At 73.5% G+C, this 26,366-nt stretch carries 23 protein-coding genes and 2 riboswitches; of the genes, 11 read left to right on the forward strand and 12 right to left on the reverse strand.

What is annotated here, in order from left to right; genetic code table 11:
* Nucleotides 1-167: 167 nt before the first annotated feature.
* From EIZ62_RS29755 to EIZ62_RS29780, 6 genes are all read left to right on the forward strand, one after another.
* Nucleotides 168-1,577, forward strand: coding sequence for a family 2B encapsulin nanocompartment shell protein (locus EIZ62_RS29755; protein WP_156695756.1), 1,410 nt, complete (start codon nucleotides 168-170; stop codon nucleotides 1,575-1,577).
* 101 nt (nucleotides 1,578-1,678) lie between these two features.
* Entirely contained in the window at nucleotides 1,679-3,178 is a 1,500-nt protein-coding gene (locus EIZ62_RS29760) for a family 2 encapsulin nanocompartment cargo protein terpene cyclase (protein WP_156695757.1), read from the forward strand.
* A 13-nt stretch (nucleotides 3,179-3,191) separates the two neighbouring features.
* Entirely contained in the window at nucleotides 3,192-4,076 is an 885-nt protein-coding gene (locus EIZ62_RS29765) for a geranyl diphosphate 2-C-methyltransferase (protein ID WP_156695758.1), read from the forward strand.
* A 227-nt stretch (nucleotides 4,077-4,303) separates the two neighbouring features.
* Entirely contained in the window at nucleotides 4,304-5,701 is a 1,398-nt protein-coding gene (locus EIZ62_RS29770) for a serine hydrolase domain-containing protein (protein ID WP_425281859.1), read from the forward strand.
* Between the two features lie 88 nt (nucleotides 5,702-5,789).
* On the forward strand, nucleotides 5,790-6,083 hold the full coding sequence (locus EIZ62_RS29775) for an ArsR/SmtB family transcription factor (protein ID WP_156695760.1): 294 nt from the start codon (nucleotides 5,790-5,792) through the stop codon (nucleotides 6,081-6,083).
* Nucleotides 6,080-6,466, forward strand: a complete 387-nt coding sequence (locus EIZ62_RS29780) for a VOC family protein (RefSeq protein WP_156695761.1) — start codon at nucleotides 6,080-6,082, stop codon at nucleotides 6,464-6,466. Before EIZ62_RS29775 ends, EIZ62_RS29780 begins: the two co-directional genes overlap by 4 nt.
* Before the next feature lie 69 nt (nucleotides 6,467-6,535).
* Here EIZ62_RS29780 and EIZ62_RS29785 read toward each other — a convergent pair whose 3' ends face one another.
* Entirely contained in the window at nucleotides 6,536-7,207 is a 672-nt protein-coding gene (locus EIZ62_RS29785) for a DUF4097 family beta strand repeat-containing protein (RefSeq protein ID WP_156695762.1), read from the reverse strand.
* Nucleotides 7,208-7,455: 248 nt separating this feature from the next.
* On the opposite strand from EIZ62_RS29785, the gene EIZ62_RS29790 reads away from it, so the two are divergent.
* Both EIZ62_RS29790 and EIZ62_RS29795 read left to right on the forward strand, forming a co-directional pair.
* Nucleotides 7,456-8,202: a GbsR/MarR family transcriptional regulator gene (locus EIZ62_RS29790; protein ID WP_156695763.1), complete on the forward strand. Its 747-nt coding sequence runs from the start codon at nucleotides 7,456-7,458 to the stop codon at nucleotides 8,200-8,202.
* A gap of 97 nt (nucleotides 8,203-8,299) precedes the next feature.
* Nucleotides 8,300-9,778 carry a glutamate-cysteine ligase family protein gene (locus tag EIZ62_RS29795; RefSeq protein ID WP_156695764.1) on the forward strand — a complete coding sequence of 493 codons (1,479 nt, stop codon included), beginning with the start codon at nucleotides 8,300-8,302 and terminating at the stop codon, nucleotides 9,776-9,778.
* A gap of 5 nt (nucleotides 9,779-9,783) precedes the next feature.
* Here EIZ62_RS29795 and ppk2 read toward each other — a convergent pair whose 3' ends face one another.
* Nucleotides 9,784-10,779 (reverse strand): polyphosphate kinase 2, encoded by a 996-nt coding sequence (gene ppk2, locus EIZ62_RS29800; protein WP_156695765.1) that lies wholly within the window; start codon nucleotides 10,777-10,779, stop codon nucleotides 9,784-9,786.
* Between the two features lie 136 nt (nucleotides 10,780-10,915).
* Nucleotides 10,916-11,548 carry a TMEM175 family protein gene (locus EIZ62_RS29805; protein WP_167536440.1) on the reverse strand — a complete coding sequence of 211 codons (633 nt, stop codon included), beginning with the start codon at nucleotides 11,546-11,548 and terminating at the stop codon, nucleotides 10,916-10,918.
* A gap of 176 nt (nucleotides 11,549-11,724) precedes the next feature.
* Between EIZ62_RS29805 and EIZ62_RS29810 the strand changes: the two genes are divergently transcribed.
* Entirely contained in the window at nucleotides 11,725-12,723 is a 999-nt protein-coding gene (locus tag EIZ62_RS29810; protein ID WP_156695767.1) for a ferric reductase-like transmembrane domain-containing protein, read from the forward strand.
* On the opposite strand, the gene EIZ62_RS29815 is transcribed toward EIZ62_RS29810, so the two are convergent.
* From EIZ62_RS29815 to EIZ62_RS29850, 8 genes are all read right to left on the reverse strand, one after another.
* Nucleotides 12,708-13,526: an ABC transporter ATP-binding protein gene (locus EIZ62_RS29815; protein ID WP_156695768.1), complete on the reverse strand. Its 819-nt coding sequence runs from the start codon at nucleotides 13,524-13,526 to the stop codon at nucleotides 12,708-12,710. The two genes, EIZ62_RS29810 and EIZ62_RS29815, sit on opposite strands and share 16 nt — an antisense overlap.
* Nucleotides 13,523-14,662: a FecCD family ABC transporter permease gene (locus EIZ62_RS29820; RefSeq protein ID WP_244376023.1), complete on the reverse strand. Its 1,140-nt coding sequence runs from the start codon at nucleotides 14,660-14,662 to the stop codon at nucleotides 13,523-13,525. Before EIZ62_RS29820 ends, EIZ62_RS29815 begins: the two co-directional genes overlap by 4 nt.
* Nucleotides 14,659-15,699, reverse strand: a complete 1,041-nt coding sequence (locus EIZ62_RS29825) for an ABC transporter substrate-binding protein (protein ID WP_156695769.1) — start codon at nucleotides 15,697-15,699, stop codon at nucleotides 14,659-14,661. Before EIZ62_RS29825 ends, EIZ62_RS29820 begins: the two co-directional genes overlap by 4 nt.
* A 30-nt stretch (nucleotides 15,700-15,729) precedes the next feature.
* A riboswitch (cobalamin riboswitch) is annotated at nucleotides 15,730-15,907 on the reverse strand.
* 54 nt (nucleotides 15,908-15,961) lie between these two features.
* Nucleotides 15,962-16,711, reverse strand: coding sequence for a class I SAM-dependent methyltransferase (locus tag EIZ62_RS29830; RefSeq protein ID WP_156695770.1), 750 nt, complete (start codon nucleotides 16,709-16,711; stop codon nucleotides 15,962-15,964).
* Nucleotides 16,680-17,945 (reverse strand): MFS transporter, encoded by a 1,266-nt coding sequence (locus EIZ62_RS29835; RefSeq protein WP_156695771.1) that lies wholly within the window; start codon nucleotides 17,943-17,945, stop codon nucleotides 16,680-16,682. Before EIZ62_RS29835 ends, EIZ62_RS29830 begins: the two co-directional genes overlap by 32 nt.
* On the reverse strand, nucleotides 17,938-19,242 hold the full coding sequence (locus EIZ62_RS29840; RefSeq protein WP_156695772.1) for an ATP-grasp domain-containing protein: 1,305 nt from the start codon (nucleotides 19,240-19,242) through the stop codon (nucleotides 17,938-17,940). Before EIZ62_RS29840 ends, EIZ62_RS29835 begins: the two co-directional genes overlap by 8 nt.
* Complete coding sequence (locus tag EIZ62_RS29845; RefSeq protein WP_156695773.1) at nucleotides 19,239-20,261, reverse strand: cysteine synthase family protein; 1,023 nt, start codon at nucleotides 20,259-20,261, stop codon at nucleotides 19,239-19,241. Before EIZ62_RS29845 ends, EIZ62_RS29840 begins: the two co-directional genes overlap by 4 nt.
* The gene (locus EIZ62_RS29850; RefSeq protein WP_156695774.1) at nucleotides 20,258-21,184 is read right to left on the reverse strand and encodes a GHMP family kinase ATP-binding protein; all 927 of its coding nucleotides are present in this window, start codon (nucleotides 21,182-21,184) and stop codon (nucleotides 20,258-20,260) included. The genes EIZ62_RS29845 and EIZ62_RS29850 overlap by 4 nt, the downstream gene beginning before the upstream one ends.
* A gap of 186 nt (nucleotides 21,185-21,370) precedes the next feature.
* A riboswitch (cobalamin riboswitch) is annotated at nucleotides 21,371-21,597 on the reverse strand.
* A gap of 155 nt (nucleotides 21,598-21,752) precedes the next feature.
* Here EIZ62_RS29850 and EIZ62_RS29855 point away from each other — a divergent pair.
* Nucleotides 21,753-22,139: a VOC family protein gene (locus EIZ62_RS29855; protein ID WP_156695775.1), complete on the forward strand. Its 387-nt coding sequence runs from the start codon at nucleotides 21,753-21,755 to the stop codon at nucleotides 22,137-22,139.
* 19 nt (nucleotides 22,140-22,158) lie between these two features.
* Here the strand turns inward: EIZ62_RS29855 and EIZ62_RS29860 are convergent, their stop codons facing one another.
* Nucleotides 22,159-25,449, reverse strand: a complete 3,291-nt coding sequence (locus EIZ62_RS29860) for an amidohydrolase family protein (RefSeq protein ID WP_483030213.1) — start codon at nucleotides 25,447-25,449, stop codon at nucleotides 22,159-22,161.
* Nucleotides 25,450-25,627: 178 nt separating this feature from the next.
* On the opposite strand from EIZ62_RS29860, the gene EIZ62_RS29865 reads away from it, so the two are divergent.
* Nucleotides 25,628-26,365, forward strand: a complete 738-nt coding sequence (locus EIZ62_RS29865) for a ribonuclease H family protein (protein ID WP_156695777.1) — start codon at nucleotides 25,628-25,630, stop codon at nucleotides 26,363-26,365.
* The last annotated feature ends 1 nt before the right edge of the window (nucleotide 26,366 follow it).

Below are 26,366 nucleotides of genomic sequence, written 5' to 3' on the forward strand. Positions count from 1 at the left end.
GCGTGACGGCCGTTAGGGTTCCCGAGGATCTGGACGGATTCCCAGAGATTCCTCCGCTTTCCTCCTTTTCCTCCTCTTCATCCTGACCTTCCCTGACTTTCTCCCGCTTCCCCCCGGCGGCACGCGCGTGCGCGCCGGTCCACACCCGCGAAGGAGAGCTCGCCCCGATGACCGTTGAGACCGACCCGGAGTCCCAGGTGGAGCCGCCCCGGCAGAGCCTGAGCACCGCGGCCGCCCGCAACCTCGCCACGACCACCAAGTCCGCGCCGCAGATGCAGGAGATCACCTCCCGCTGGCTGCTGCGGATGCTGCCGTGGGTGGAGACCAAGGGCGGCGCCTACCGGGTCAACCGGCGACTGAGCTACACCGTCGGCGACGGCCACATCGAGTTCGTCCAGGACGGTGCCGACGTCCGCGTGATCCCCCGCGAGCTGGGCGAACTGGCGCTGCTGCGCGGCTTCGAGGACGACGAGGCGCTCAAGACGATCGCCGCCCGGTGCGTCCAGCGCGACTTCCGGGCCGGCGAGGTGCTGGTCGAGCACGACGCGCCCGCCGACCGGATCCACCTGATCGCCCACGGCCGTGTCAAGCAGACCTCCGTCGGCAAGTACGGGGACGAGGTCGTCGTCGCCGTGCTCGCCGACGGCGACCGGTTCGGCGAGAACGCCCTGCTGGACGCCGACGCCACCTGGGACTACACCGTGACGGCCGAGACCGCGGGCACCCTGCTCACGCTGTCCCGCGCCGACTTCGCCGCCGTGATGGGCGCGGCGCCCAGCCTCCAGGACCACATCCAGCGGTTCAGCTCGCTGCCCCTCCAGCGGCAGAACCGTCACGGCGAGGCCGAGATCGCCATGTCGGCCGGCCACACCGGCGAGGCCGAGCTGCCGGGCGCGTTCGTCGACTACGAGCTCAAGCCGCGCGAGTACGAACTCTCAGTCGCCCAGACCGTCCTGCGGGTCCACAGCAGGGTCGCGGACCTCTACAACGGGCCGATGAACCAGACCGAGGAGCAGCTCAGGCTCACCATCGAGGCGCTGCGTGAGCGCCAGGAGCACGAGCTGATCAACAACCGTGAGTTCGGTCTGCTCCACAACGCCGCCTTCAAGCAGCGGATCCAGACCCACTCCGGTCCGCCGACCCCGGACGACCTCGACGAGTTGCTCTGCCGCCGCCGTGGCACCAGGCTCTTCCTGGCCCACCCCCGGACGATCGCGGCGATCGGACGCGAGTGGAACGCCCGGGGCATCTACCCGGACCACGCCGACATCGACGGGCACCACGTCCCGGCCTGGCGCGGGGTCCCCATCCTGCCCTGCAACAAGATCCCCATCAGCAAGGAGAGCACCAGCTCGATCCTCGCCATGCGCACCGGCGAGGACAACCAGGGCGTCATCGGTCTGCGCCAGACCGGCCTGCCCGAGGAGTACGAGCCGGGCCTGTCCGTGCGCTTCATGGGCATCAACGAGCAGGCGATCATCTCCTACCTGGTCACCACCTACTACTCCGCCGCCATCCTGGTGCCCGACGCGCTCGGAGTGCTGGAGAACGTGCAGATCGCCCGCCGGAGCGACTGAGGCGCACGCCGTCCGGCGGCCACGACGGCCCGGACCCTCCCCGCCCGGGCGCGTCCGTCCGGGCCCGGGGACAGCCCAACCACGTCACCAAGGAGCTACGGATGCCCGAGCCAGGGCCTTCCCCCGCCACGTCGAGCCTGCCGGCCGCCGCGGCCCAGTTCGGGGCGCACGTCCTCGCCCACGCCCTCGCCGCGGGGACCGAGGTCACCGCCGACGTCCGGGTGGTCCGGTCCGCCCAGCTGGTGGAGCCGGTGCCGGCCGGCGAACCGGACCCGCCGGCCGCGCCCCCGGTGACGCCGGGTCAGCCGGCGCGGGCCGCCCGGCCCGTCCTGCCCGGCCCGCCCTCCCTTCCCGTACGGCCGCGCACCGCGGAGGCGGCCGGGACCGCGGCCGAGGCCGCCCCGGGCTCCACGGCGGCCCCCGCGGTGGCGGGCGGCACGGACACCGGTCCTGCCGTGACGGCGACCGCCGCGCCCGTACGGGAGGACGCCGCCGCGGCGCGGCAGCCGAGCCCCGCCATGGAGCGCATCCTCCGCGGCCCCAGCGGCCTGGGCACCGCGAGCCTCCACCTGTTCCGGCGCGACGGGGCACCGGCACCGGCCGCGCCCGGGGAGCCGGTCGCGGGCAGGCCGATCCCGGGCCTCTACTTCCACCCGGTGCCGGAGCCCGACGAGGCGCGGGTGGCCGAGGTCAGCCGCAGGATCAAGGCGTGGGCGGTCGACGAGGTGCAGGCCTTCCCGCCGGAGTGGGAGGACCAGTTCGACGGCTTCTCCGTCGGCCGCTACATGGTCGCCTGCCACCCCGACGCCCCCACCGTCGAGCACCTGATGGTCGCCACCCGCCTGATGGTCGCCGAGAACGCGGTCGACGACTGCTACTGCGAGGACCACGGCGGCTCGCCCGTCGGCCTCGGCAGCCGTCTGCTGCTGGCGCACACGGCCCTCGACCCGCTGCACACCACCGAGGAGTACGAGCCGGCCTGGGCCGAGTCGCTCCTGTCGGACGCCCCGCGGCGCGCCTACCGCTCCGCGATGGACTACCTGGTGCGGCTGGCCACGCCCTCCCAGGCCGACCGGTTCCGGCACGACATGGCCCGGCTGCACATGGGCTACCTCGCCGAGGCGGCCTGGGCCGAGACGGACCACGTGCCGGAGGTGTGGGAGTACCTGGCGATGCGTCAGTTCAACAACTTCCGCCCCTGCCCCACCATCACCGACACCGTCGGCGGGTACGAGCTGCCGGCGGACCTGCACGCCCAGCCCGCCATGCAGCGGGTCATCGCGCTCGCCGGCAACGCGACCACCATCGTCAACGACCTCTACTCGTACACCAAGGAACAGGCCAGCCCCGGACGGCACCTGAACCTGCCGGTGGTGATCGCCGAACGCGAGGACTGCTCCGAGCAGAAGGCCTACCTGAAGGCCGTGGAGGTCCACAACGACCTCATGCACGCCTTCGAGGCCGAGGCCGCCGCGCTGGCCGCCGCCTGCCCGGTGCCGGCCGTGCCGCGCTTCCTGCGCGGAGTGGCCGCCTGGGTCGACGGCAACCACTACTGGCACCAGACCAACACCTATCGCTACAGCCTGCCCGATTTCTGGTAAGAAGGACTTATCTGTGACCAGCACCGAGTTCACCACCGTCAACGACGCCCCCGCGTTCGTCCCCTCCCCGGCATCGCCCTACCAGGGTGACATCGCCCGCTACTGGGACCAGGAGGCCAGGCCCGTCAACCTGCGCCTCGGTGACGTCGACGGCCTCTACCACCACCACTACGGCATCGGCGACGTCGACCACGCCGCCCTCGGCGACACCGGGGACGCCGAGTACGAGAAGAAGCTCATCGCCGAACTCCACCGCCTGGAGTCGGCGCAGGCGCAGGTCCTCCTGGACCACCTGGGCTCCATCGGGCGCGACGACACCCTCGTCGACGCGGGCTGCGGCCGCGGCGGCTCCATGGTCATGGCCCACCAGCGCTTCGGGTGCAAGGTCGAGGGTGTGACCCTGTCGGCCAAGCAGGCCGAATTCGCCAACCGCCGCGCCGGTGAACTCGGCATCGACGACCACGTCCGCGCCCGCGTCTGCAACATGCTCGCCACGCCCTTCGAGACGGGGAGCGCGGCCGGCTCGTGGAACAACGAGTCGAGCATGTACGTCGACCTGCACGACCTCTTCGCCGAGCACTCCCGCGTCCTCGCGGTCGGCGGCCGTTACGTCACCATCACCGGCTGCTGGAACCCGCGCTACGGCCAGCCCTCCAAGTGGGTCTCCCAGATCAACGCGCACTTCGAGTGCAACATCCACTCCCGCCGCGAGTACCTGCGGGCGATGGCCGACAACCGCCTCGTACCGCAGGCGGTCGTCGACCTGACCCCCGCCACCCTGCCCTACTGGGAGTTGAGGGCCACCTCCTCGCTGGTCACCGGCATCGAGGAGGCGTTCATCAACTCCTACAAGGACGGCTCCTTCCAGTACGTCCTGATCGCGGCCGACCGGGTCTGACCGACCCGCCGACGCCCAGGCCGGACCCGGCACCCGACGGGTCCGGCCTCGGCGTTCCACCGGGAGCGTCCCGTGTGAACCGGCAAGCGGAGCAGGCCCGTTGAGAGCGCTGCGAACCGGGTGACCATGCCACGCACCGCGCTCCCGCGCATCTGACAAACGTCACCGGATCCTGTGCACGCAATCGACCCGGAGGAGGAGGTCCCGTCCCGGGCGGCACCGTGAGTATGGCTGACGCGCACACCGACACGTGCGCCGTCGACCGTACAGGGAGCGCCCATGGACCACACCCCGCACGCCCACGCCACCGTCACCGCGCCGCGCCGCGCCGCAGGATGCGGCTCGTCGCCCTCACATCGAGCGCCGTCCTGCTCTCCGTGGCCGCCGACACCCTGCCCGCCCACGCAGCGACCGGCGCACACCCGGCCGGGACCCGCACCGCCGCCGTCGCCGCGTTCGACGCGCGTCACGGCCTCGACCGCGCGGAGTTGCGGGATGCGCTCACGGCGATACACCAGGCCGGCATGTACGGGACGTTCTCGTCCGTGCGCAACGGCTCGGCACGGTGGACCGGGGCCGCCGGCTTCGCGGACCGGGACACGCACCGCCCGGTGCGGCCCCAGGTGCGGCAGCGGGCCGGCAGCATCACCAAGACGTTCACCGCCGTCGCCGTCCTCCAGCAGGTCGCCCGGGGCCGCATCGAACTGGACGCCCCCGTCGGCCGCTACCTGCCGGACCTCATACCGGGGGAGCGCGGCCGCACCATCACCGTGCGGATGCTGCTCAATCACACCAGCGGGCTGGGCGACCACGTCCTGGGCGCCTTCCCGGGGCTGCTGGAGGACCCCGGCAAGGCCCTCGACGCGCGGCGCTTCCACCGGTTCGCACCGGAGGAACTCGTCCGCATCGGCCTTGAGACGCCCGCACCCAAGCCGCTCGGCACCCACTCCTACTCCAATACCAACTATGTGATCGCCGGACTGCTGCTGCGCGAGGTGACCGGACTGGAGCCCGAGGAGTACATCACCCGTCATGTGATCCGCAAGGCCGGACTCCGCCACACGTACTTCCCCAAGAGCCCCTACCTGACCGGTCCGCACACCAAGATGTACGAGTCGATGTACGGGATGATCGAACCCGCCCGCGACTACAGCGCGTACGACATGTCGTGGTGCGGCGTCGCCGGGTCACTGGTGTCGACCGCCGACGACCTCAACTCCTTCTACCGGCAGCTGCTGACCGGGAAGCTCCTCCCGCCGGCGGAGTTGCGCGCCATGAAGACCACGGTCCCCGGACACGACACGCCGCCCGGCGAGGAGGCCGTGATGAAGTACGGCCTGGGCCTCTACACCCTGCGACTGCCGGACGGCCGGTGGTACTGGGGCCACGACGGAGGCGTCTTCGGTGCCGGCACCTGGGTGCTGTCCACCGAGGACGGCCGGCGGCAGGTCGCCGTCGGCTACAACCTGATGAAGTACCAGCGCTTCGACGACCAGGGCCAGATGAAGCCGCACCCGATAGACGCGGCGATGCTGCGGTACGTCACCACCGCCCTCGGCGGTACGGCGAAGCGGTCGCAGCAGACGATGCCGCGGCCCTTCGCCGCCCCCGAGACCCTGCGCTGAGCAGCGCTCAGCCGTTGGGAGCGAGCCTGGGTGACCACGGGGGTGGTCCGGGTTGATAGGCAAGTCGATGCTTGCCTATTGTGGCCGCATGGCGGACGATGTGTTCAAGGCGCTGGCCGACCCCACGCGTCGGCGCATCCTCGATGAGCTGGTGGAACGGGACGGCCAGACCCTGTTCGAGATCTGCGCGCGGCTGGTTGCCGGGCACGGCTCGGCGCTGTCGCGCCAGGCGATCAGCCAGCACCTGGCCGTGCTGGAATCCGCGGGCCTGGTCGTGACGCGACGACAGGGCCGCTACAAGTTCCACGACCTGAACACCCGACCCCTGGAGCACATCGTCACCCGATGGCTCAGGCCCGACGGACCGGAGAGCACCCCATGAGGATCCACATCACCAGCGTCTTCGTCGACGACCAGGAGAAGGCCCTGCGCTTCTACACCGACGTCCTGGGCTTCGTGAAGAAGCACGACGTCCCGGTCGGTGAGGCCCGCTGGCTGACCGTGGTCTCGCCGGAGGCTCCCGACGGGACCGAACTCCTGCTGGAGCCGTCCGGGCATCCCGCCGTGGGGCCGTACCAAACGGCGCTGGTCGAGGACGGCATCCCGGCCGCCTCCTTCGCCGTGGACGACGTACCGGCCGAGTTCGACCGGCTGAGCGGCCTCGGCGTGCGGTTCACCCAGCAGCCGCTGGAAATGGGCCCGGTCACCACCGCGGTCCTGGACGACACCTGCGGCAACCTGATCCAGATCGTCCACGGCGCGTAGCCGCGGGGCCCGGGCCCCGCGGACGTACGCCGGTATGCCCGCCGGGCCGGTGCCGTCCGGGCCCGGGTGTCACAGGCTGCGGGCGGTGATGTCGCCGTAGGCGGTGGTCGCCCGGATCTCCAGGGCCGCGCCGGCGCCTTCGGCGTTCCTGAGGGCGTTGTGGATCCGGCCGTAGGAGGTGCCGGCGTCCAGGGTGGCGGAGACCCCGCGGGCCGCGCCGACCGAGATCTCGCCGTGCTCCGTGCTGAGCACGACCGTGCCGCGCTCCGCCTCGGCGACGTGGAGGTCGCCCTTCTGGGTGCTGATCTCCGCCGGGCCGCCGAGGCGGCCGAGCGAGACGTCACCGGCGGCGAGGGCGAGCCGGGCGCTCGCGGCCTCGTCGAGCTTGACCGTGCCCCGCGCGCCCTCGAAGGTGACGTCGCCGAGCCGTCCCACGCCCCGGAGCTCCGCGTCGGCCGCCTTCACCGTGACGTGGGAGCCGGCCGGCAGCTGAACGGTCACCTCGACCGAGCCGGAGTGGCCGAGGAGCTGGTTCTTCGCCTCCGGCGCCGCGATCCTCAGGACGCCGTCCGTGAACGCGACCGTGGTCTCCTTGGCCGCCTGCGCGTCCCGGCTCTTCGAGGCGTCCGCGGGCAGGACCTCGACCGTGGCGTCGGCCCGGTCGGCCGCGATGATCTGCACGCGCCCGGCGGGGACGTCGAGGACGGCGGAGACCGGGGCGGTGGTGTCGAACTTCTGCATGATGTCCTCCTGCGCTGCGTTGTTTCTGACACCAGAAACGCTACGTTGCGTTCAATGGATTGGCAACGCATTCATTGCGTATGTACGGCATTAGAGCAGGTCAAAGCCGCTATTTCATTGCAACGGGCTGTGAGGCAACGCAACGACTCCACTCAATGGCGTTGCAATAGGGCGGGGGTGAACGCTACGTTTCGTTCATCGCACCGCACAGCACCGCACCGCCCGCGCGGCGAACGAAGGAGAACGCGATGCCGGGAGGCAGACTCACCCAGGCCGAACGCCAGCGGATCGCGCTCGGGCTGGCCGACGGCCTCGCCTACGCGGAGATCGCCAGACGCCTCGACCGCCCCACCTCGACCGTCACCCGCGAGGTGATGCGCAACGGCGGCCCCACCGCCTACCGCGCCGACCTGGCCCACCGCGCCACCGAGCAGCGCGCCCACCGCCGCAAGGCCCCCTCCACGGGAGCGCGGGAGACCCCGCAGCTCCACGGACGCGACGCCGAGGCCGTGCGCGCGTACGAGGAGACGTTCACCACCGTGCTCATGGCCTCCGGCCTGCCCAAGATGATGGCGAGGGTGCTGACCTGCCTCTACACCACCGACGAGGGCAGCCTCACCGCGGCCGAGCTGGTCCGGCGCCTGCAGGTCAGCCCGGCGTCCGTGTCCAAGGCGATCGCGTTCCTGGAGAGCCAGGACCTCGTCCGCAGGGAGCGGGCCGAGGGCCGCCGCGAGCGCTACAGCGTGGACGACGACCTCTGGTACCAGTCGATGATCGGCAGCGCCCGCGCCACCGCCCAGCTCGTCGAGACCGCACGGCAGGGCGTCGGCGTCCTCGGCACCGGCACACCGGCCGCGGCCCGCCTGGAGAACATCGCCCGCTTCCTCGACTTCGTCTCCGAGAGCATCGCCCGCGCCGCGGAACAGGCCCGCGAGATCCTCCACACCGGCGGCGGCGGTGGTGGCGACGGCGGGGGAGTGGGACCCTTGCAATGAGATCCGGCGAGATCCACCGAGGTGTACCGAGATCCACCGAGTGCACCGGGATCCGCCGCCTGGAGCCGTTCACACCGAGGGCACTCGGGAGGGCCGCATGGGACGTGACGTCCCGGCGCTGGTGTTCACCCGCGACGACCGCCGCCGGTTCCGGAACAAGATGCACGCCTGCCTCGAAGCCTTCTCGCGCATGCTGCGGGAGTCGCGGTTCGACTTCGAGCGGCCGATGGTCGGCCTGGAGATCGAGTTGAACCTCGTCGACGGCGCCGCCGAGCCCGCCATGCGCAGCACGGACGTACTGGAGGCCATCGCCGATCCCTCCTGGTCCAGCGAGCTGGGCCGGTTCAACCTGGAGATCAACGTCGAGCCGCGCCGGCTGACGGCGGGCGGGCCGGACGCCTGGGAGCAGGAGATCCGCGGCGCGCTCAACCACGCCGAGGCGAAGGCGGCGGCGGTCGGCGCCCACCTCGTCATGATCGGCATCCTGCCCACGCTGGAGACCAAGGACGTCGGGCTGGCGGCACTGTCGGAGAACCCGCGCTACCACCTCCTCAACGAGCAGATCTTCTCCGCACGCGGGGAGGACCTGCTGATCGCGGTGGACGGGGTGGAGCGGCTGAGGACCTACGCCGACACCATCACACCGGAGGCGGCGTGCACCAGCACGCAGTTCCACCTCCAGGTGTCGCCGGACGAATTCGCGGACTACTGGAACGCCGCGCAGGCCATCGCCGGCGTCCAGGTGGCCCTCGCGGCGAACTCACCCTTCCTGTTCGGCAAGGAGCTGTGGCGCGAGACGCGCATCCCGCTGTTCGAGCAGGCCACCGACACCCGCTCCGAGGAGATCAAGGTCCAGGGCGTACGGCCCCGGGTCTGGTTCGGCGAGCGGTGGATCACCAGCGTCTTCGACCTCTTCGAGGAGAACGTGCGGTACTTCCCCGCACTCCTGCCCCTGTGCGACGAGGAGGACCCGCACCGCACGCTGGACGGCGGGGGAACCCCCGGGCTCGCCGAACTCACCCTGCACAACGGGACGATCTACCGCTGGAACCGGCCGGTGTACGCGGTCGTCGACGGCGTACCGCACCTGCGGGTGGAGAACCGCGTGCTGCCCGCCGGCCCGACGGTGGCCGACGTGCTGTCCAACGGCGCCTTCTACTACGGGCTCACCCGGGCACTGGTCGACGAGGACCGGCCCGTCTGGTCCCGGATGTCGTTCGCCGCCGCCGAGGACAACCTGCACTCCGCCGCACGGCACGGCATCGACGCCCAGGTGTACTGGCCGGGCATGGGCGAGGTCCCGGTGACCGAGCTGGTGCTGCGGCGCCTGCTGCCGATGGCCCACCGAGGGCTGGAGCGGGCGGGCATGGACGCGGCGTGGCGGGAGCCGCTGCTGGGCGTCATCGAGCAGCGCTGCGTCAGCGGCCGCAACGGCGCGGTGTGGCAGGCCGAGACCTTCCACCACATCCAGGACATCGGACACACCGACCGGCACCAGGCGCTGCGGCGGATGACCCACCAGTACATCGACTACATGCACCTGAACGCCCCCGCCCACACCTGGCCCGTCGACTGACGTGGTCAGGAAGCGGGCGGGTGCTGGCCCGGTCCGGTGGGGTCGTGGACGAGCGGTGTGGGGGAGAGTGCGGACTCCTCCTCCCCGGGCTCCAGGAGCGTGTCGGCGGCGCCGACGATCAACGGGTCGGGGGTGCCGACGACGGCCGGGTCCTTCTTCGCGTAGTCCATGCGGGTGAGGAGGTGCCGCATCGCCTCCAGCCGCGCCCGCCGCTTGTCGTTGCTCTTGACCACCGTCCACGGGGCCTCGTGGGTGTCGGTGGCGCGGAACATGGCGACCTTGGCCTCGGTGTAGGCGTCCCACAGGTCGAGGGAGGCGAGGTCGGTGGGCGACAGCTTCCACTGGCGTACCGGATCGACCTGGCGGATGGCGAACCGGGTGCGCTGCTCGGCACGGGAGACGGAGAACCAGAACTTCACGAGGTGGATGCCGTCCTCCACCAGCATCCGCTCGAAGGCGGGGCACTGCTTCAGGAACAGCTCGTACTCCTCGTCCGTGCAGAAGCCCATCACCTTCTCGACGCCGGCGCGGTTGTACCAGGACCGGTCGAAGAACACGATCTCGCCGGGGCCGGGGAGGTGGGCGACGTAGCGCTGGAAGTACCACTGCCCGGCTTCCCTGGCGGACGGCTTGTCCAGGGCGACGACCCGGGCGCCGCGCGGGTTGAGCCGCTCGGTGAACCGCTGGATCGTCCCGCCCTTCCCCGCGGCGTCCCGGCCCTCGCAGATCACGACCAGCCGGGTGTCCGTCTCCCTGACCCAGCGCTGGAGCTTCAGCAGCTCGATCTGGAGGGTGCGCTTGACCCGCTCGTACTCCGCCCGGCGCACCTTGCGCGTGTACGGGTAGTTCTCCTGCCAGGTGCGGATCGGCCGGCCGTCCCCGTCGTAGAGGAGGGGCCGTTCCGGCCGGCTGTCGTCCACGCTGAGCCCGGCCAGCAGATCCTTCTCCGACTCCGACTCGTCCACGACCCGGTCTCCTTCCACCGCGTTCCCCTCCACCATTGTCCCGCTCCCGCTCCCGCTCCCGCCGCGACGCGCAGGCGCCCGCCGTGGCGGTCGCGTGGAGGGGCGTGTACCCCGGAAGGCGGCCCCCACCACGCGTTCCGCCCGGTGCGGCCGACGTCAGGTGCGGCCGGGCTCAGGTGCGGCGCGGCGCACCGTCGCGGGGCCGGGCGGCGTGCCGGTGGGCGAGGACGGACAGCGGTACGGAGGCCACCCAGCTGTAGATGGCCGCCTGCGGCGAGAACGGGGCGATGGCCACCGAGAGCAGGAACACGAACGCCTGCGCGGGCAGCGGCGGGCGCAGGTCGGTCCGGTAGGGCGGCGTGCGGGCGATGTGCACCTGCATCGCGTACAGCACCAGCGCGCCCAGGCCGATGACGGCCCCGTACAGTCCCGGCCCCACCGGAAGGTGGGCGTAGTCCTCCAGGACGCGGGTGGGGAACGGCATCAGGGACACCAGCACCAGGAAGACCACGTTCAGCCAGAACAGGCGCGTGTCGAGCCACTCCGCGGTCCGCAGCGTGGCGTGGTGGGCGCGCCAGAACATCGCGATCACCACGGCGCTCAGCAGGAAGGCGCCCACCTGGGACTGCACGTCGTCGAGGGCCCTGCGCAGCGCGGTCCCGCTCAGGTCGTCGGGCAGTTGGATGTCCAGGACCAGCAGCGTCATGGCGATGGCGACGACGCCGTCGGTCAGTGCGAGCATCCTGTGCCGGGGGACCTGCTGCCCGGCGGCCGGGACGTCCGTGTGCCCTTCACCCTTGTCCATCGACCTGTAGTAGCACTCACCCGTGCCCCGCCCCGCCGCCCGCGCGGGCGTGTCGCTGACCGTGTCCCCGGGCCGGCGTGACGACTGGCCGAATGCCGTCTCGGCACCGGCCGCCCCGCACGTCACACTGGTGTCACCGGTGAGCACGCCGGTGAGCGCAACCCGAAAGGCCGTGCATGCAGCGGGAAGTGACGCCGGATCACGAGGACGCGCGTCCCGTGGCAGCGGTGGAGGAGCGCCCGGGCGGACGGGTACGGCCGCGTGCGGACCTGCGTACGGACCTGCGGGCCGCGCTGCCCGACGCCGCGGCCGCCGTGGGGGTCACCCTCGCCGTGTTCGTGTTCCTGTACGTCCGGATGCGGTCCGGCGCATCGGCGACCGTCGCGGTCATGCCGTTCATGGACGACCCCGACACCTTCTGGATGTACCTGCTCAGCCAGGCCTTCGGCTGGTCCGGCCTGTTGTGGGCGTATGGCACCGTCATGCTCGGCCTGCTGCTGTCCGGGCCGGGACCCGGACGCCTCCCGGTGTCCCGCCCCCGTCTGGAGCGCTGGCACCGCACCACGAGCCTCACCACCATGGCCCTGATGTTCGCGCACGCCCTGATGTTCGCGGCCGAGCTGGTGCGGTACGAGGTCGCGCTGCCCTGGGCGTCACGGCTGTGGTCCGCGTTCGCCGACACCTTCGTACCCGGCTGGTACGACTCGGGCACCGGCAGGCTTGCCATCCCCCTCGGCCAGGGCGCCCTCTACCTCGCCGTCCCGCTCGGGCTGCTGTTCTACGTCCGGCACCGCATTGGCGCCGGCACCTGGCGGCGGGTGCACCGGTTCGTGATCCTCGTGTACGTCCTGAGCGTCTGGCACACGCTGCTGTACGGCACCAACGTCTGGTACGGCGAGTGGCCGCGCACCGCGCTGTGGCTGCTCCAGCTGCCCGTGGCCGTCCTGCTCGTGCTGCGCCTGGTCCGGCCCGCCCGGCGGTCCGAGCGGCTGGGCGCGCCCGGCGGCGGGCGGGGCGCGGCCGTCGCGGGCTGGACGGCCCGGGCCGCCGGGCGGCTCGCCGCCGTCGCGGTGGTCGTGGGACTCCTCGCGGTGGTGCTGTCCGGGCACGACGGCGGCAGGCCCCGGCCCGCCGCGCCGCCCGCCACGACACCCCACCATCACGAGCCGGAGTGATCCGCCCCTGCCACGACCGCCCCGGCCGTCCCACCGGGCAGGAAGGTGACCTGGGGCGCGCCGGTGCGCGGATGGACCGACACCTCGGCCGCCACCCCGTACACCTCGGCCAGCAGCAGCGGGGTGAGCACCTCGCCCGGCGGGCCGGAGGCCGTGACCGCGCCGTCCCGCAGGACGTACAACCGGTCGCAGTAGTACGCGGCGAGGTTGAGGTCGTGCAGCGCCACCAGCACGGTCGCGGGCAGCGCCCGCAGGTGGCCGAGGACCTCCAGCTGGTGCCGTACGTCAAGGTGGTTGGTCGGCTCGTCCAGCACCAGCAGCGACGGTTGCTGGCTGAGGGCGCGGGCGATCAGCACGCGCTGGCGCTCGCCCCCGGAGAGCCGGTCGAAGGCGCGGTCGGCGAGCCCGGCGGCGTCCACCGCCTCCAGGGCCCGGGAGATCAGCCGGGCGTCCTTTGCGGTGTCGCCGTCGAGGAGCCGCTTGTGCGGGGTACGGCCCATGGCGACGACCTCCCGCACCGTCAGGTCGAAGTCGGCGCCCGTCTCCTGCACCACGGCGGCCAGGGTCCGGGCCAGCCGGCGCGGGGGCAGCGCCCAGGCGTCGGCGCCGTCGACGCGGACCTGCCCGGTGTCGGGGCGCAGGACCCGGTAGACGGCGCGCAGGAGGCTGGACTTGCCGCTGCCGTTGGGACCGACCAGCCCGATCACCTCGCCGGGGCGGGCGGTCAGGGAGACGTCCCGGACGAGACGGCGGGCGCCGGCGCTGAGCGTGACGCCCTCGATCACGAGCTCGGTCGCGGTCATCCCACTCCTCCGTCCGGGTTCCGCCGGGCGTCCCTGCGCATCAGCCACAGGAAGAACGGCCCGCCGCACAGGGCGGTCAGGACGCCGACGGGTATCTCCATGGGCGCGGCGACCGTACGCGCGGCGACGTCGGCCCAGATCAGGAACACCGCCCCGGCGAGCGCGGCCGTCGGCAGCACCCGCCGGTGGTCGCCGCCCACGAACAGCCGGACGATGTGCGGCATGATCAGCCCCACGAATCCGATCGGCCCGGCGGCCGCGACCAGCACACCGGTCACCAGGGACAGCAGGACGAACATCCGGGCCCGGAAACGCGCCACGTCCAGCCCCATCGTCGTGGCGGCCTCCTCGCCCGCCAGCAGCAGGTTCAGGTTCCGGGCCTGGACGAGCAGGACGCCCACCCCGAGCAGCACGGCGGCGCCGGGCAGCCACAGGGTGCCCCACTGCACACCGCCGAGCCCGCCGAGCGTCCAGGCGAGGACCGCCCGTGCCTCGTTGCCGCGGTCGCTGGTCAGCAGCAGCATGTCCATCACCGCCGTGAGCACGGCGGCGAACGCCACACCGGACAGCACCAGGCGCACCGACGTGATCCGCCCGCCCGTCCGCGCGGTCATGTAGACGAGCAGGAGCGTCACCAGCGCCCCGATGAACGCGGCGACCGACAGCGACAGGGGCCCGAACACGCTCACCCCGAAGACGATCACCGCGACCGCGCCCAGGGAGGCACCGGACGACACACCCAGCAGGTACGGCTCCGCGAGCGGGTTGCGCACCAGGGCCTGCATGGCGGTGCCCACCACGGCGAGCCCCGCGCCGGTCACCGCCCCGAGCAGGACGCGCGGCGCCCGCACGTCCAGGACGATCGTCTCGCGCGCCCGTGACCAGACCGGCTCCGACCAGTCGGCGCCCAGCGCGTGCGTCACGATGCCCCACACCTCGCCGGGCGGCGCGGCGACCGAGCCGATGGCCATGCCCGCGGTCATGGACACCAGGAGCAGGACGCCGAGGATTCCCAGGGCCGTGACGAAGGGCGCCCGGCGGGACCCCGCCGCGCCCCCGTCCTTCCGGGCGGGGCCGGGAGCGGCGGGGCGGGAGGCGGGAGCGGTCGGCGGACTGGCGGGCGCCGCGCCCGTCACCGGAACTTCTCGGGGTGCAGGGCGCGCGCCAGGTCCTCGACCGCGTGCGGCGGGCGGACGCCCACCAGGGTCGCGGTCAGCGGCAGGACGACGAACCGCTTGTTCCTCACGGCCGGCACGTCCGCGAGGGCGGGCTGCGAGAGCAGGAACCTCTTCTTCTGCTCGACGCTGCCGGCGCCCGCGTAGTCGTAGATGGCGATGACCTCGGGCTTGCGCGCGACGACCTGTTCCCACGACACGTCGCCGAACACCTCGTCGAGGTCGTCGAAGACGTTGCGTCCGCCCGCGAGCCGGATGATCTCGGTGCCCAGGCTCTTGCCGCCGGCGGTGAACGCGGCCTTGTCGCCGCTGTCGTAGACGAACACCGGTACCGCGGGCGCGCCCTTCACCGCCGCGGTCGCCCGGTCGACGCGGCCCCGCAGGTCGGCCACCAGCCGGTCGGCCCGCTCCGCCACCCCGAACAGGGAACCGATCGTGCGGATCTCGTCGTAGGTGTCCTTCATCGACACCTGCTTCTTGCCGCAGTACTCGCGGTTCAGGTACGTGTCGATGCCGGCGTCCGCGAACGCCTTCCGGGACCGGCCCTCGTCCTCGGCGAACGCGCTGCCGTAGCCGCCGTAGACGAAGTCGGGTTCGGCGTCGAGGACCTTCTCGAAGGACGGTTCCTTCTTGGCCAGTTCGGGTACGGCCCCGAAGTCCTTCCGCAGCTGCGGCAGGACCGCCGAGTCGGGGAACGCGGTGCCGACCATGCGGTCCCTCAGACCGAGGGACAGCATCAGCTCGGCGGGGTGCTGGTGGATGGTGACCACCCGGGCGGGGGGCGCGTCGTACGTCGTGCGGACACCGCAGTTGTCGATGGTGACCGGGAAGCCCTTGGCCGGCGCCGGCGCGGACTTCGCCGCGCCCTTCCCGTCCCCGCCCGCGGAGCAGCCGGCCACCAGGGCGGTGCTCAGGGCGAGGAGGGCGGCCGCGGTGCGCAGGGCACGGCGGCGGGGAACAGAGGGGGGTGAGACAGGACGGGGCGTGCCGTCGTACACGTAAAGCCTCCTGGGGAGTCCGCGCTCCTCGGATCGGGCCCGCGACGGGACAGTGTCCTGACTCCCGGGGCGCCCTCCCCGCGCCCCGCGCGCGAGCGCGGCGGCGTGTCGATGGGGGGCGGTCCTGGTCACAGTGGCGGGACCGTGCCGGACTCGCACCGGCTTCCTGGCTCCCATCGCGGTGATGACCTGGCGATATTACGTTCATATGGGGAAGGGGTGAAAGGGCGCACGATCACCGCCGTGCGCCCCCGGGGTGGTGTCATGCGTCACGGACCGCCCGCAGGACGAGCCGTTCGGCGTCCTGGTCGTAGGGCCGGCCGTCGAACCCGCCGAACACCTCCACCCGGCCGAACCCGGCCTCCTCGGCCATCGCGCGCAGCTCCACCGCGCTGTAGACGAACCACACCAGGCTCGCCCGCGTCACCCGGTCGCCCCGCACCAGCACCCAGTCGCTGCGCAGCCGCGCCCAGTCGTCCAGCACGGTGTCCGTCTGCACCAGGAGGTCCTCGCCGCGCCGGACGACCTTCGGCGGTTCGACCTTCCGCGCCAGCAGCTCCTTCCCGGCCAGGTCCAGGACCAGCGTGCCGCCCGGGGCGAGACACGTGCGCATGGCACGCAGCACGCGGGCGTTGTCGGCCGGGTCCTCGAAGTAGCCGAAGGAGGTGAACATGTTCAGCACCACGTCGAAGGCGCCCGCCCGCGTGAACTCCCGGGCGTCGGCCCGGACGTACTCCGGTGACACCCCCGTGTCGGCCGCGGCCTTCCGCGCCCGGTCCAGCATGGCCGGGCTCAGGTCCACGCCGGTCACGCGGAAGCCGCGCCGGGCGAGCGGCACGGTGAACACCCCCGGGCCGCACGCCAGGTCCAGGACGCGGGCCCCGGGCGGGAACGCGAGCAGCGGCGACGTGTCGAGGAGCGACTCCGCCTGCGCGTGACGCTGTACGGAGAAGAGGAAGTCGTAGAACTCGGTCCAGAACTCATCGTCCTGGAACCCGCCCGTGTGCGTCATGAGGAGCCGTCGTTCCTTCCGTGTCGTCGCCGGCGGAGCCGGGCGCGGCGGTCCTGCCGCGCAGGGTGAGCAGGAGCGGAGGCAGCAGCAGGCACTGCGCGGCGGCCAGCAGCCAGAACCAGCCGGTGTGCCCGGACCGTTCGCCGAGGCCGTACACCTGCCCGCCCAGCACGCCGGCGGCACACGCCCCGAGCCCCGCGGCCAGCCGCTGCTGGCCGAAGACCACCGCGTCCGAGCGCGGACTGCGGCGCAGCGCCTCCAGGTCGTTCTTCAGGAACAGGACGATGTCCCCGAGGGTGATCAGCGCCCCGCCCGCCAGCAGCGCCGGCCGGGTACCGATCGCCAGCACCGCGAGCCCCGCGGCGAGCCCGGTGAACCCGGCCGCCAGGGCGAGGGCGTACGGCATCCGGCGGATCAGCCCGGACGCGAGCGGCTGCACCACGATCACCAGGACGAAGCAGAGCAGCAGCACCACGCTGTAGAACTCCGCCGACGCCCGCCGCACGGCGTACACCGCCAGGAAGTGCTGGAAGTGGAAGTACAGGTAGAACGCCAGCGCGTTGGCCGCGAACGGCAGCGCCGCCACCCCGGACAGCAGTCCCTGACGGGCCGCACCCGCGGCCGGGACGCCGTCGCCCCCGGCGGCCGGCAGCCGCGCGTGCCCCGCCGTCACCACGGCGAACAGCACCACGACGACCAGGAAGAGCGGGCCGGGCGACGACAGGACGAACGGCCCGGCCACCAGCGGACCCAGCGCCATGCCCGCGTTGAGCGCCGCGTTCCCCGCCGACAGGAACACCGGGCGCCGCTCCTCGTCCACGCCGTGCACCAGGTACGCCTTGTTCGCCGGCAGGTAGAGCGCGGCGCCGCAGCACGTCAGCACCAGCGCCACGACCGCGACCGGCGGCCACACGAGGCACGCCAGGAAGCACCCGAACCCGGCCGTGCGGACCGCCAGGGCCCACAGCATCGTGCGCCGCAGACCGATCCGGTCGGCCAGCGCACCACCGAGGACCCCGCCCGAGAACTGCACCAGCGACGCCACCGCCAGGACCACACCGACCGTGCCGAGCCCCATCCCCAGCCGCTCGTGCAGGAACACCGACATGAACGGCAGCACCATGAAACTGCCGAGCGGGATGAGGAACGAACTGAGCAGCAGGAAGCGCGGCGGGCCGGCCGGCGTCGACAACGCGGCCCGCAAGCCCCCCGCGCCCCTGGACGGTTCAGCCACCGGGGCCCCGGCTGTCCCGTGCGGCCCCGACAGGCCCGGTGACGTCCCGGTCCTCCGGTGCGGCCGCGACCGGACCGGTCAGGACCCGGACGGCGTTCGCCGCCGCCACCGCGCAGTGCGTGGCCAGTTCGGCGGTCTCCCCCTCCGCGTAGACGATGCCCGCGTACCCGCGGCTGTCCCCGAGGTGCTCGATCCGGTCACCGACCCGCTTGACCGGGTACCAGGCGGGCGCGCCGGGCATGTCCGCCAGCCGGTCGAGCCCCTCGACGCCGGTGAACGTCCCCGGCTCCCGCGGGTAGCCGAGGACGAACGCGACGGCCGGCCCGCCCGGCAGGCGCGCGTCCATCAGGGCGGGCCGCCGGCCCAGCGCGCATTCCACCATCGCCGTGTACACGTTGACCCCGAGCGCCCGGCACATGCCCTCGCCGACCAGGGCGCCACCGATGCGCGGGTTGACCTCCACCACCTCCGGCCCGGCGGTGGTCAGCGCGAACTCGACGTGGGCGAACCGGTCGGTGTAGCCGATGGCGGCGAGGACCTCGCCCAGCCAGCCCTCCAGCGCCGCCCGCCGCGCCTCGCCGAACGCCACCGGGAACGCGGTCACCTCCTCGCGGAAGTGCGGCTCGGGGGACATCTGCCGGCTGGAGACACCCAGCAGCCGGGTCCGCCCCGCCCAGGTGAGGGTCTCGGCACTGTAGACCGGCCCGGTGAAGTACGGCTCCGCGAAGAGCCGGCCCGTCAGGCGCCGCGCCGCGGCCTCCTCCAGGGCGTGCTCCAGCTCCCGCTCGTCCCTGACCAGCCAGACGTTCTGGCTGCCGGTACCGGCGGTGTCCTTGAGGACGGCCGGCAGCCCCACCTCCTTCAGGACCAGGGCGCCCAGGCCCGCCCTACCGTGCCCCCGCCCGCCGTCCGCCTCCACGGCGCCCGCCCGGGACAGGCCCGCCCGGTGCAGCCGGTCGCGCACGGCGGCCTTGTCGCGCGTCAGCCGCAGCACGCCCGGTTCGAGCCCCGGCAGGCCGAAGCGGGCGGTCAGCTCCGCCCCGACGAGGGTCCAGGTGTCCGTGGAGCTGATCAGACCGCGCAGGCCGGGCGTGGCGTCGAGCTGTCCGGCCACCCGCTCGGTGTCGAACGTCTCGGTCGTCACGACGTCGAGGGCGCCGGCGGGCAGGCGCTCCAGCTCGTGGGCGTAGTACGCCGGGTCGCGGGTCAGCAGCCGCAGCCGCTCGCCCAGCGCGTCCGCCGCGCGCACCAGGTGGCCGAGTCCGAACGTCAGGGCTTCCAGGCACACCACGGTCATGCGGCGGCCTCCTTCCAGTGCGCCGGGCAGGGCGTGCGGTTCCACGCCATGACGGACCAGGGCATGGACATCGCCTCGGGACTGTCCACCTCGACGGGCTTCAGCGCGGCCGGGTCCAGGGCCTGCGCGTGCCGGGCGTGCACCTGCTCGACGTACCGGTGGCCCGTGTCGGCGCCGATCACCAGATGGAGCCGGTCCGGATGGCGCCGCGTCTCGTGCGTGGCGGTCAGGTAGGCGGCGCCCGTCGACAGGCCCGCGAAGACGGCGTGGTCGCGCAGCAGGGCGACCGTGCCGGACAGGGCGTGGGTGAAGTCCATCCAGTGCACCGCGTCGTAGAGGTGGTGGCGCACGTTGTCGAACACGATCGACGAGCCGATGCCCGCGATGATCGCCTCGGGATCGTGGTGGTCCTGGCTGCCGAACGTGACGCTGCCGAACGGCTGGACGCCCACCAGCCGCACGTCCGGGTCGCGGCGGCGCAGGTGTTGCACGATCCCGCCCGTGGAGGCCCCGGACCCGACGCCGCCGACGACCGTGAGCGGCCGGTCCGGCGCCGCCGCCGCGAGCTGGTCGGCGACCTCCCGGTAGCCCAGGTAGTGGACGTCGTCGTGGTATTGGCGCATCCAGTGGACGTCGGGCCGCTCGGCGAGGAGCTCCCGCACCCGCCGCACCCGTAACTCCTGGTCCAGCTTGAGGTTCCGCGACGGCCTGACCTGCTCGACGGTCGCGCCGAGGACCTCCAGTTGCGCCAGGGTGGTCGCGTCGACCGTGGTCGACGCGACGATGTGGCAGCGCAGGCCGTAGCGGTGGCAGGCCAGCGCCAGGGCGTGGGCGTAGATGCCGCTGGAGCTGTCGACCAGGGTCTGCCCCGGCCGGATCACGCCCCGGTCGAGCAGGTTCCCGACGGCGGCGAGGGCGGAGTAGACCTTCATCGACTCGAACCGGATCAGGACCATGCCCTCCGACAGCCGGACGAGGTCCGGCCTCTTGAGGGCGTCGGCGATGTGGGGGTGTATCACCCGTATCCTCCTTGGGCGAACGAACACTGGTGGCCGAGCGAACGGAAGAACGCCGACACGTCGTCCTTGACGAACGGGTCGGGGCGGCGCGTGAAGAGGAAGCCGGCCAGGGAGCCGGTGTGGGCGACGAAGACACCGTCCGCCCCGAACTCCCCGCGATGCGCGAGCAGGGCCTCGAACGTCCGCTTCGGCAGCACCTCCTGCGACAGCACGGCACTGTCCGTCGCCGCCCGGGCGACGGCCGCCGGATCGGCCGCCGAGAACCCCTTCAGCAGGTCCGTCAGACAGCGCCCGTACTCCTCCGCCCTGCGCCGGTAGTGGCGCAGCAGCAGAGGTGTGACGGCGGAGGTGTCCACCGTCCCCGGCTCCGTGACGTAGGCCGTGTGGAAACCCACCGACCGCCCCAGCCGGCGCACCACCCGGTGGCGGGCGCTGAGGTACAGCGCGAACTCGTCGAGGAACACACTGTCGGCCCGCTCGATCGACGACAGGATCGCGGTGACCGCGGCGGGGTCGTACGGCAGGGAGAAGACGCGGAACAGGCAGCGCAGCGTGGCGACGACGTCCGCGGTCGAACTCGCCATCCCCACCCCCACGCGCAGATCGGAATGGGCGCTCAGCCGGCCGGGCGGCAGCACCAGCCCGAACCGGTCCAGGAACAGTCCGGCGGCCGCCCGGGCCTTCTCCCCGAGCGGCGGCGCGTCCCGAGGGCCGGCCGGGGTGTCCTCCCCGGGCGTGAAGTACACCCAGGAGTGCAGCTCCACCGGGAACGAGACGATGGCGATGTCCCGTTCCCCCGCCCCGTGCCGCAGGGGGCCCTGGTACAGCTCGCCCAGCGTGCCGTGGCACACCCCGGCCGAGACGCGCCCCGGGCGGGCGGGAACGGAGGACGGGGGGTGCGGCGGGGCGGGGACGCCGGTCACGGCCGTCTGCGAACGAGCCGGCGGCCCGCCCGGATGGGATGTCTCGGGGGCACGAACGCGCTTCCTCCCTCGTCGTCTCGACCCCGGGGGAGCGCACGGGCGAAGCGCGTCCGCCGCGCACCCGCGCGTCGGACCGCGTACACCGCTGACCCAGCCCTCGAGGCCACCGCGAACAGCGCGTGCCGTACCGCACGCGCGCGACCGGCAGGTCTTCGGACTCGTGGGCGCCTGCTGCCGGGTTCCGGCAGTCACCTACTGGCCGTCGCTTCCCGGACCGCTGGATGGGGTCCAGTGCTCGTTGACGGCGTTCGTTCCCACTCACCGCTGCGGGACAGTCCCGGATTCCCACCGGGTTCCCTCTTGCGACGCGCCACCCGCAAGCGGTGACGCGAACCGATCGCGTTCCTCAGCGTAGGGGCACCCGCCCCGCCCCGACAGGGCCACCCCCGCCGTTGGCTTGTTTGCGCCCGCCGCGGCCGTGCGGGCCCGCGTCCCCACCGCGTTGTACCGTGGCGCTCGGTCCGGGACGGACCGGACCGGTGCGGGACCGACGAAGGGGGAGGCCCTGATGAGGGTCAAGGATTTCGACCATGTGGTGCTCAATGTCGAAGACGTGGAGCGGTCACTGGAGTTCTACTGCGGGCCGCTCGGCCTGGAGCCGGTACGGGTCGAGGAGTGGCGGGCGGGCAAGGTGCCGTTCCCGTCCGTGCGGGTCACCCCGACGATGATCATCGACCTGTTCGCCCGCGCCCGCGGCGAGTCGAACGTCGACCACATCTGCCTGGTCGTCGACCCCCTGGACTGGCAGGAGGTCATCGACTCGGGCACGTTCGACGTCGTGGAGGGGCCGGTCAGCCGCTTCGGAGCCCGGGGCTGCGCCCAGTCCGTCTATGTGAAGGACCCCGACGGCAACACGGTCGAACTGCGCTGGTACCCGCAGGACGCCGCGGACTGACGCCCGGACCGGCCGGCCGTCACCCGAGGTCCGGGCCGGGCGCACAGCACCCGTCCCCGCGCAGGGCGCGGCCGACGGCCGCCCAGTCCTGCCCGGCCGGCCCGGTCCGGTCCCCGCGCGACCGGACCTCCGGTGCGGCGAACGCCCCGACGAGCGCGGCCCTCTCGTACGGCACCCCGCCCTTGAGCACCGACACCGTGCGCACCAGCGCGTCGAAGTCCGTGAACGGGTCGCCGTCCACCACCACGAGGTCCGCGACCCGGCCCACCTCCAGGGTGCCCAGGTCCCGGTCCAGGGCGAACGCCCGCGCGGGCAGCCGCGTGGCCGTCGCGAGGGCCTCGGCCGGCGACAGGCCGCCCAGGTGCAGGGCCCGCAGGTTCAGGTGCAGCGACAGGCCCACCGGCACGATCGGCGCGTCCGTCCCCAGCGCCACCAGTCCGCCCGCCGCGAGGACCCGCCGGTACACCTCCGTCTCCGTGCGCAGCGCCGCCAGCCGGGCCTCGCCCGGCGGCAGCGCGGCCAGCTCCCGTACCAGCGCGGAGTCCCACGGCGGCATGACCGACACGACCCGGTCGTCCCGGGCGAGCCCGGGGTCCGCGCCCACCAGCCACATCGCCGGGAACGGCGTGGCGATCAGGGTGAAGTCGGTGCCGGCGGCCGTGTACAGCTCCCGCAGGTCCTGGTAGGCCCGGCCCGTCGCGGTCACCGCGTGTCCGGACTCCCCGCGCTGCGTCGCCGACAGGTGACTGGTCATGTCCTGTCCGGTCTGGAGCCCCGGCGAGCAGAAGTGACTGCCCACGCGCACCCCGAGCCGCTCGTGGGCGAACCGCGCCGCCTCCTCCATCACCCAGCCCGGCGCCCTCACGTACGTCTTGACCACGTCCCAGTCGAGCGCGGCACCCCGCTCCAGGGACCGGCGCAGCCCCGCGCGCGTGCGGTGCGCCCGGCCCATGCTGTAGGCCACCCGGGAGCCGTCCAGCAGCTCGCCGCAGCTCAGCAGCCGCGGGCCGGCCAGCAGCCCGGCGTCGGCCGCCTCCCTGATGCGGGCCTGCTCGTGGGCGAACCCGCCGAGCGACACGGCCGTCGTGACGCCGTAGGCCAGCTGGCACGCGGTCTGCCGGCCGCCGTACGTGTACTGCCAGGGGTGGCTGTGGGCGTCCCACAGGCCGGGAAGCACCGTCCGGTCCGAGGCGTCGACCCGCCGCGCCGCCGACCGGTCACGGCCGGACCAGTGCGGTTCCACCGCCGCGACGCGCCCGCCACGCACGACGACGTCGACGTCCTCCCGCACCGACGACTCGTCGCCCGTGCCGTCCCAGAACCGGCCGGCGCGCACCACGGTGTCGGCGGCCCCCGCCCGCCGGTAGTCCAGCGGGACCCGCACGGTACGCGTGCCGCCGCCGTCGACGGCGGTCAACCGCAGCCGGGCGCCCGACAGATGGAGCAGCGTCCGGGAGTCGCCCGACCACGACGGGTGGTCGGCCGGCTCGGTGGTGAGCGTGCGCGGGGGGCCCGTCGGTGTGCCGTCCGGCGCGACGGGCAGCAGGCACAGGGCCGACTCGACGATCAGCGCCATCCACCGGCCGTCGGGCGACCACACGGGACCGGAACCGTACCGGTCGGAGACGGAGGTGTGCGGGGCGACCGCGTGCAGCCGGCCGGCACCGGTCGAGGCGTCCACGACGCGGACGAGGTTGTAGCCCTCGCGGAAGCGCTGGTTCAGCCGGTTGCGGTCGCACAGGGCGAGGAAGCGGCCGTCCGGGGACCAGCTGGGCCGGCCCGGCAGGCCGCCACCGGCCAGCGGGGCCGCCAGCACGCGTTCGGTACCGGTGGCCAGGTCCTTCACGAGGAGGCGCCCCGCCAGGTCCAGGCACGCGAGCCGGCCGCCGTCGGGGGAGAGGGCCGGGTGGACGCGGCCGCCGGTCGCCAGCGTCGTGCGCGCGCCCGTGGCGAGGTCGTGGCGGTACACCCCGAGCAGGCCGTCGCCGTCGTCCGCGTACACCAGCGACGCCCCGTCGGGCGCCCACGCCGGCCCGAGGAGGTAGCGCGTCGGCCCCGCGCGCACCAGCCGGCGCGGGGGACGCCCGCCCTCCGTCGCGGCCAGCCACAGCGAGTCGAGCGCGGCGAAGGCGATCCGGCGCCCGTCGGGCGACAGCGCGGGCAGGTGGATGCCCCGCACGGGACGCGTCCGGCCGCCCTCGAAGTCGTGCGCCTTGGTCCGGTACCGCGGGCGGCGCACCCGCACGGTCCCCTCGAAGGGGATCGTCTCCGCGGCACGGGGCTCCCCGGGCCGTACGAGCGTGAACCGGCCGTCGACGGTGAGCAGCAGCGCGCCGTCGGCGGTCCAGCGCGGCGGTACGGCGGCGACGTCCCCGGCGACGGCCACCGGCTCGCCGTCCACGACCAGCGCGCACCCGCCGTGGGGCGCCGGGGTGACCCGCAGGTGGGCGAGCCGCTTCCCGTCCGGCGACGGCGCGGGCGCCAGCACCTGGGCGGCGGTGGTCTCGGTGTGGACGACGCTCACCGGACCGGCACCGTCGGCCGGCACGGACACCACCGTCCGGGCGTCGAGTGACGTCCCGGAGCCGGCGCTCCGCACGGCCGCCCGTACGCACAGGATCCGCCCGCCGTCCGGCGACCACACCGGGTCGAAGTCCTCCCAGCGGCCCTCCTGCAACGGCCCCGCCTGCCCCGGCAGTCCGCTGACGGCGCTGAGCGCGCCGCTGCGCAGGTGGAGCACCCAGATGCGGTACGGGGCACCGGACACGGCGTCGCCGCCGCGCTCGGAGGCGAAGGCGAGCCGCGTCCCGTCGGGCGACCAGGCGGGGCCCCGGTCGTCCCAGGGCCCGCCGGTGCGCCGGCGCAGCTCCGAGCCGTCGGGCCGCATGGTCCACAGGTGGAACCCGCCGCCCCGGTAGGCGCAGAACGCGACCAGGGAGCCGTCGGGGGAGTGGACGGGGCGGTGGGGTTCCAGGACGGCCGGTGCGAGCGCGACGGCGGCCCCTCCGGCGCGGGGGAACGACCACAGCACGTGCTGGACCTCGGCGATCAGCCGGTCGCCGGACGGCGCGAGGTCGGCCGCCCCGTTCGTGGCCTCCGAGAAGCGCAGGGAAACGACCTGCTCCCGGGCCGCCACAGCCGCGGCCGCCGCCGGCGGCACCAGGGCGGCTCCCGCCGCAGACCCGGCGCCGGCGAGGAACCCGCGGCGGGACAGCACCCCGGCGCCCGGCGGCCGCCCGTCGGAGAGGTCCGCGCGTGTCGTGTCGTCGGCCGTCGCACCACCGGTCCGGCCCGTCCCACTGGCGTTCAACTGCCCTCCCGCTGACGGCGGGCCGGCCCGTCCGGACGTGGCCGTCCGGAGCACCGGAGCCGGCGCGGAGCCCATGATTCCGCACCGGGGGGCCCGGCACGGCGCGGACACCGCGTCCCGGCGCGTACGGGTGCGGGGGCGTTCCGGCCACCCCGGCCGGGTAGGGCATGATCGAGGGATGTCCGATCGCATCATCGCCGCCTGTGACGGGGCGGCCAAGGGAAATCCCGGCCCGGCGGGCTGGGCGTGGGTCATCGCCGACGCGGCCGGCCGGCCCGAGCGCTGGGAGGCCGGTCCGCTGGGCCGCGCCACCAACAACGTCGGTGAACTCACCGCGCTGCACCGGCTGCTGGAGGCGGTGGCGCCCGGGACCTCCGTCGAGGTGCGCATGGACTCCCAGTACGCCATGAAGGCTGTGACGCAGTGGCTGCCGAACTGGAAGCGCAACGGCTGGAGGACGGCGGCGGGCAAGCCCGTCGCCAACCAGGAGCTGGTGCGGGGCATCGACGCCCTGCTGGCGGACCGGGACGTCGAGTTCCGGTACGTGCCCGCCCACCGCGTGGACGGCGACCCGCTGAACGCCATCGCCGACCAGGCGGCCAGCGACGCCGCCGTCACCCAGCAGGCAGCCGGCACCGCGCACGGTGCCGCCCTGATCCCGGTGCCCGCGCCGGAGCGCAGCGCCCCGGCGCCCCGCCCGCGATCGGGCACCGGGGCCCGCAAGCGCCCGGCCGGCGCCGCGTCGGCCACGGGCGCCGGCGATCCGGGCACGGGAAGGCGCTCCGGTCCGCGCACCATCAAGGCGAAGTTCCGCGGAACCTGCCCGTGCGGCCGGTCGTACGCCGCCGGCGAGTCCATCGCCAAGCTCGGCACGCGCTGGGGCCACCCCGGCTGCGAGGCCGCTGTGGCCGGCTGAG

Origin of the sequence: Streptomyces ficellus (assembly GCF_009739905.1) — a bacterium.
GTDB classification, from domain to species: Bacteria; Actinomycetota; Actinomycetes; order Streptomycetales; family Streptomycetaceae; genus Streptomyces; species Streptomyces ficellus_A.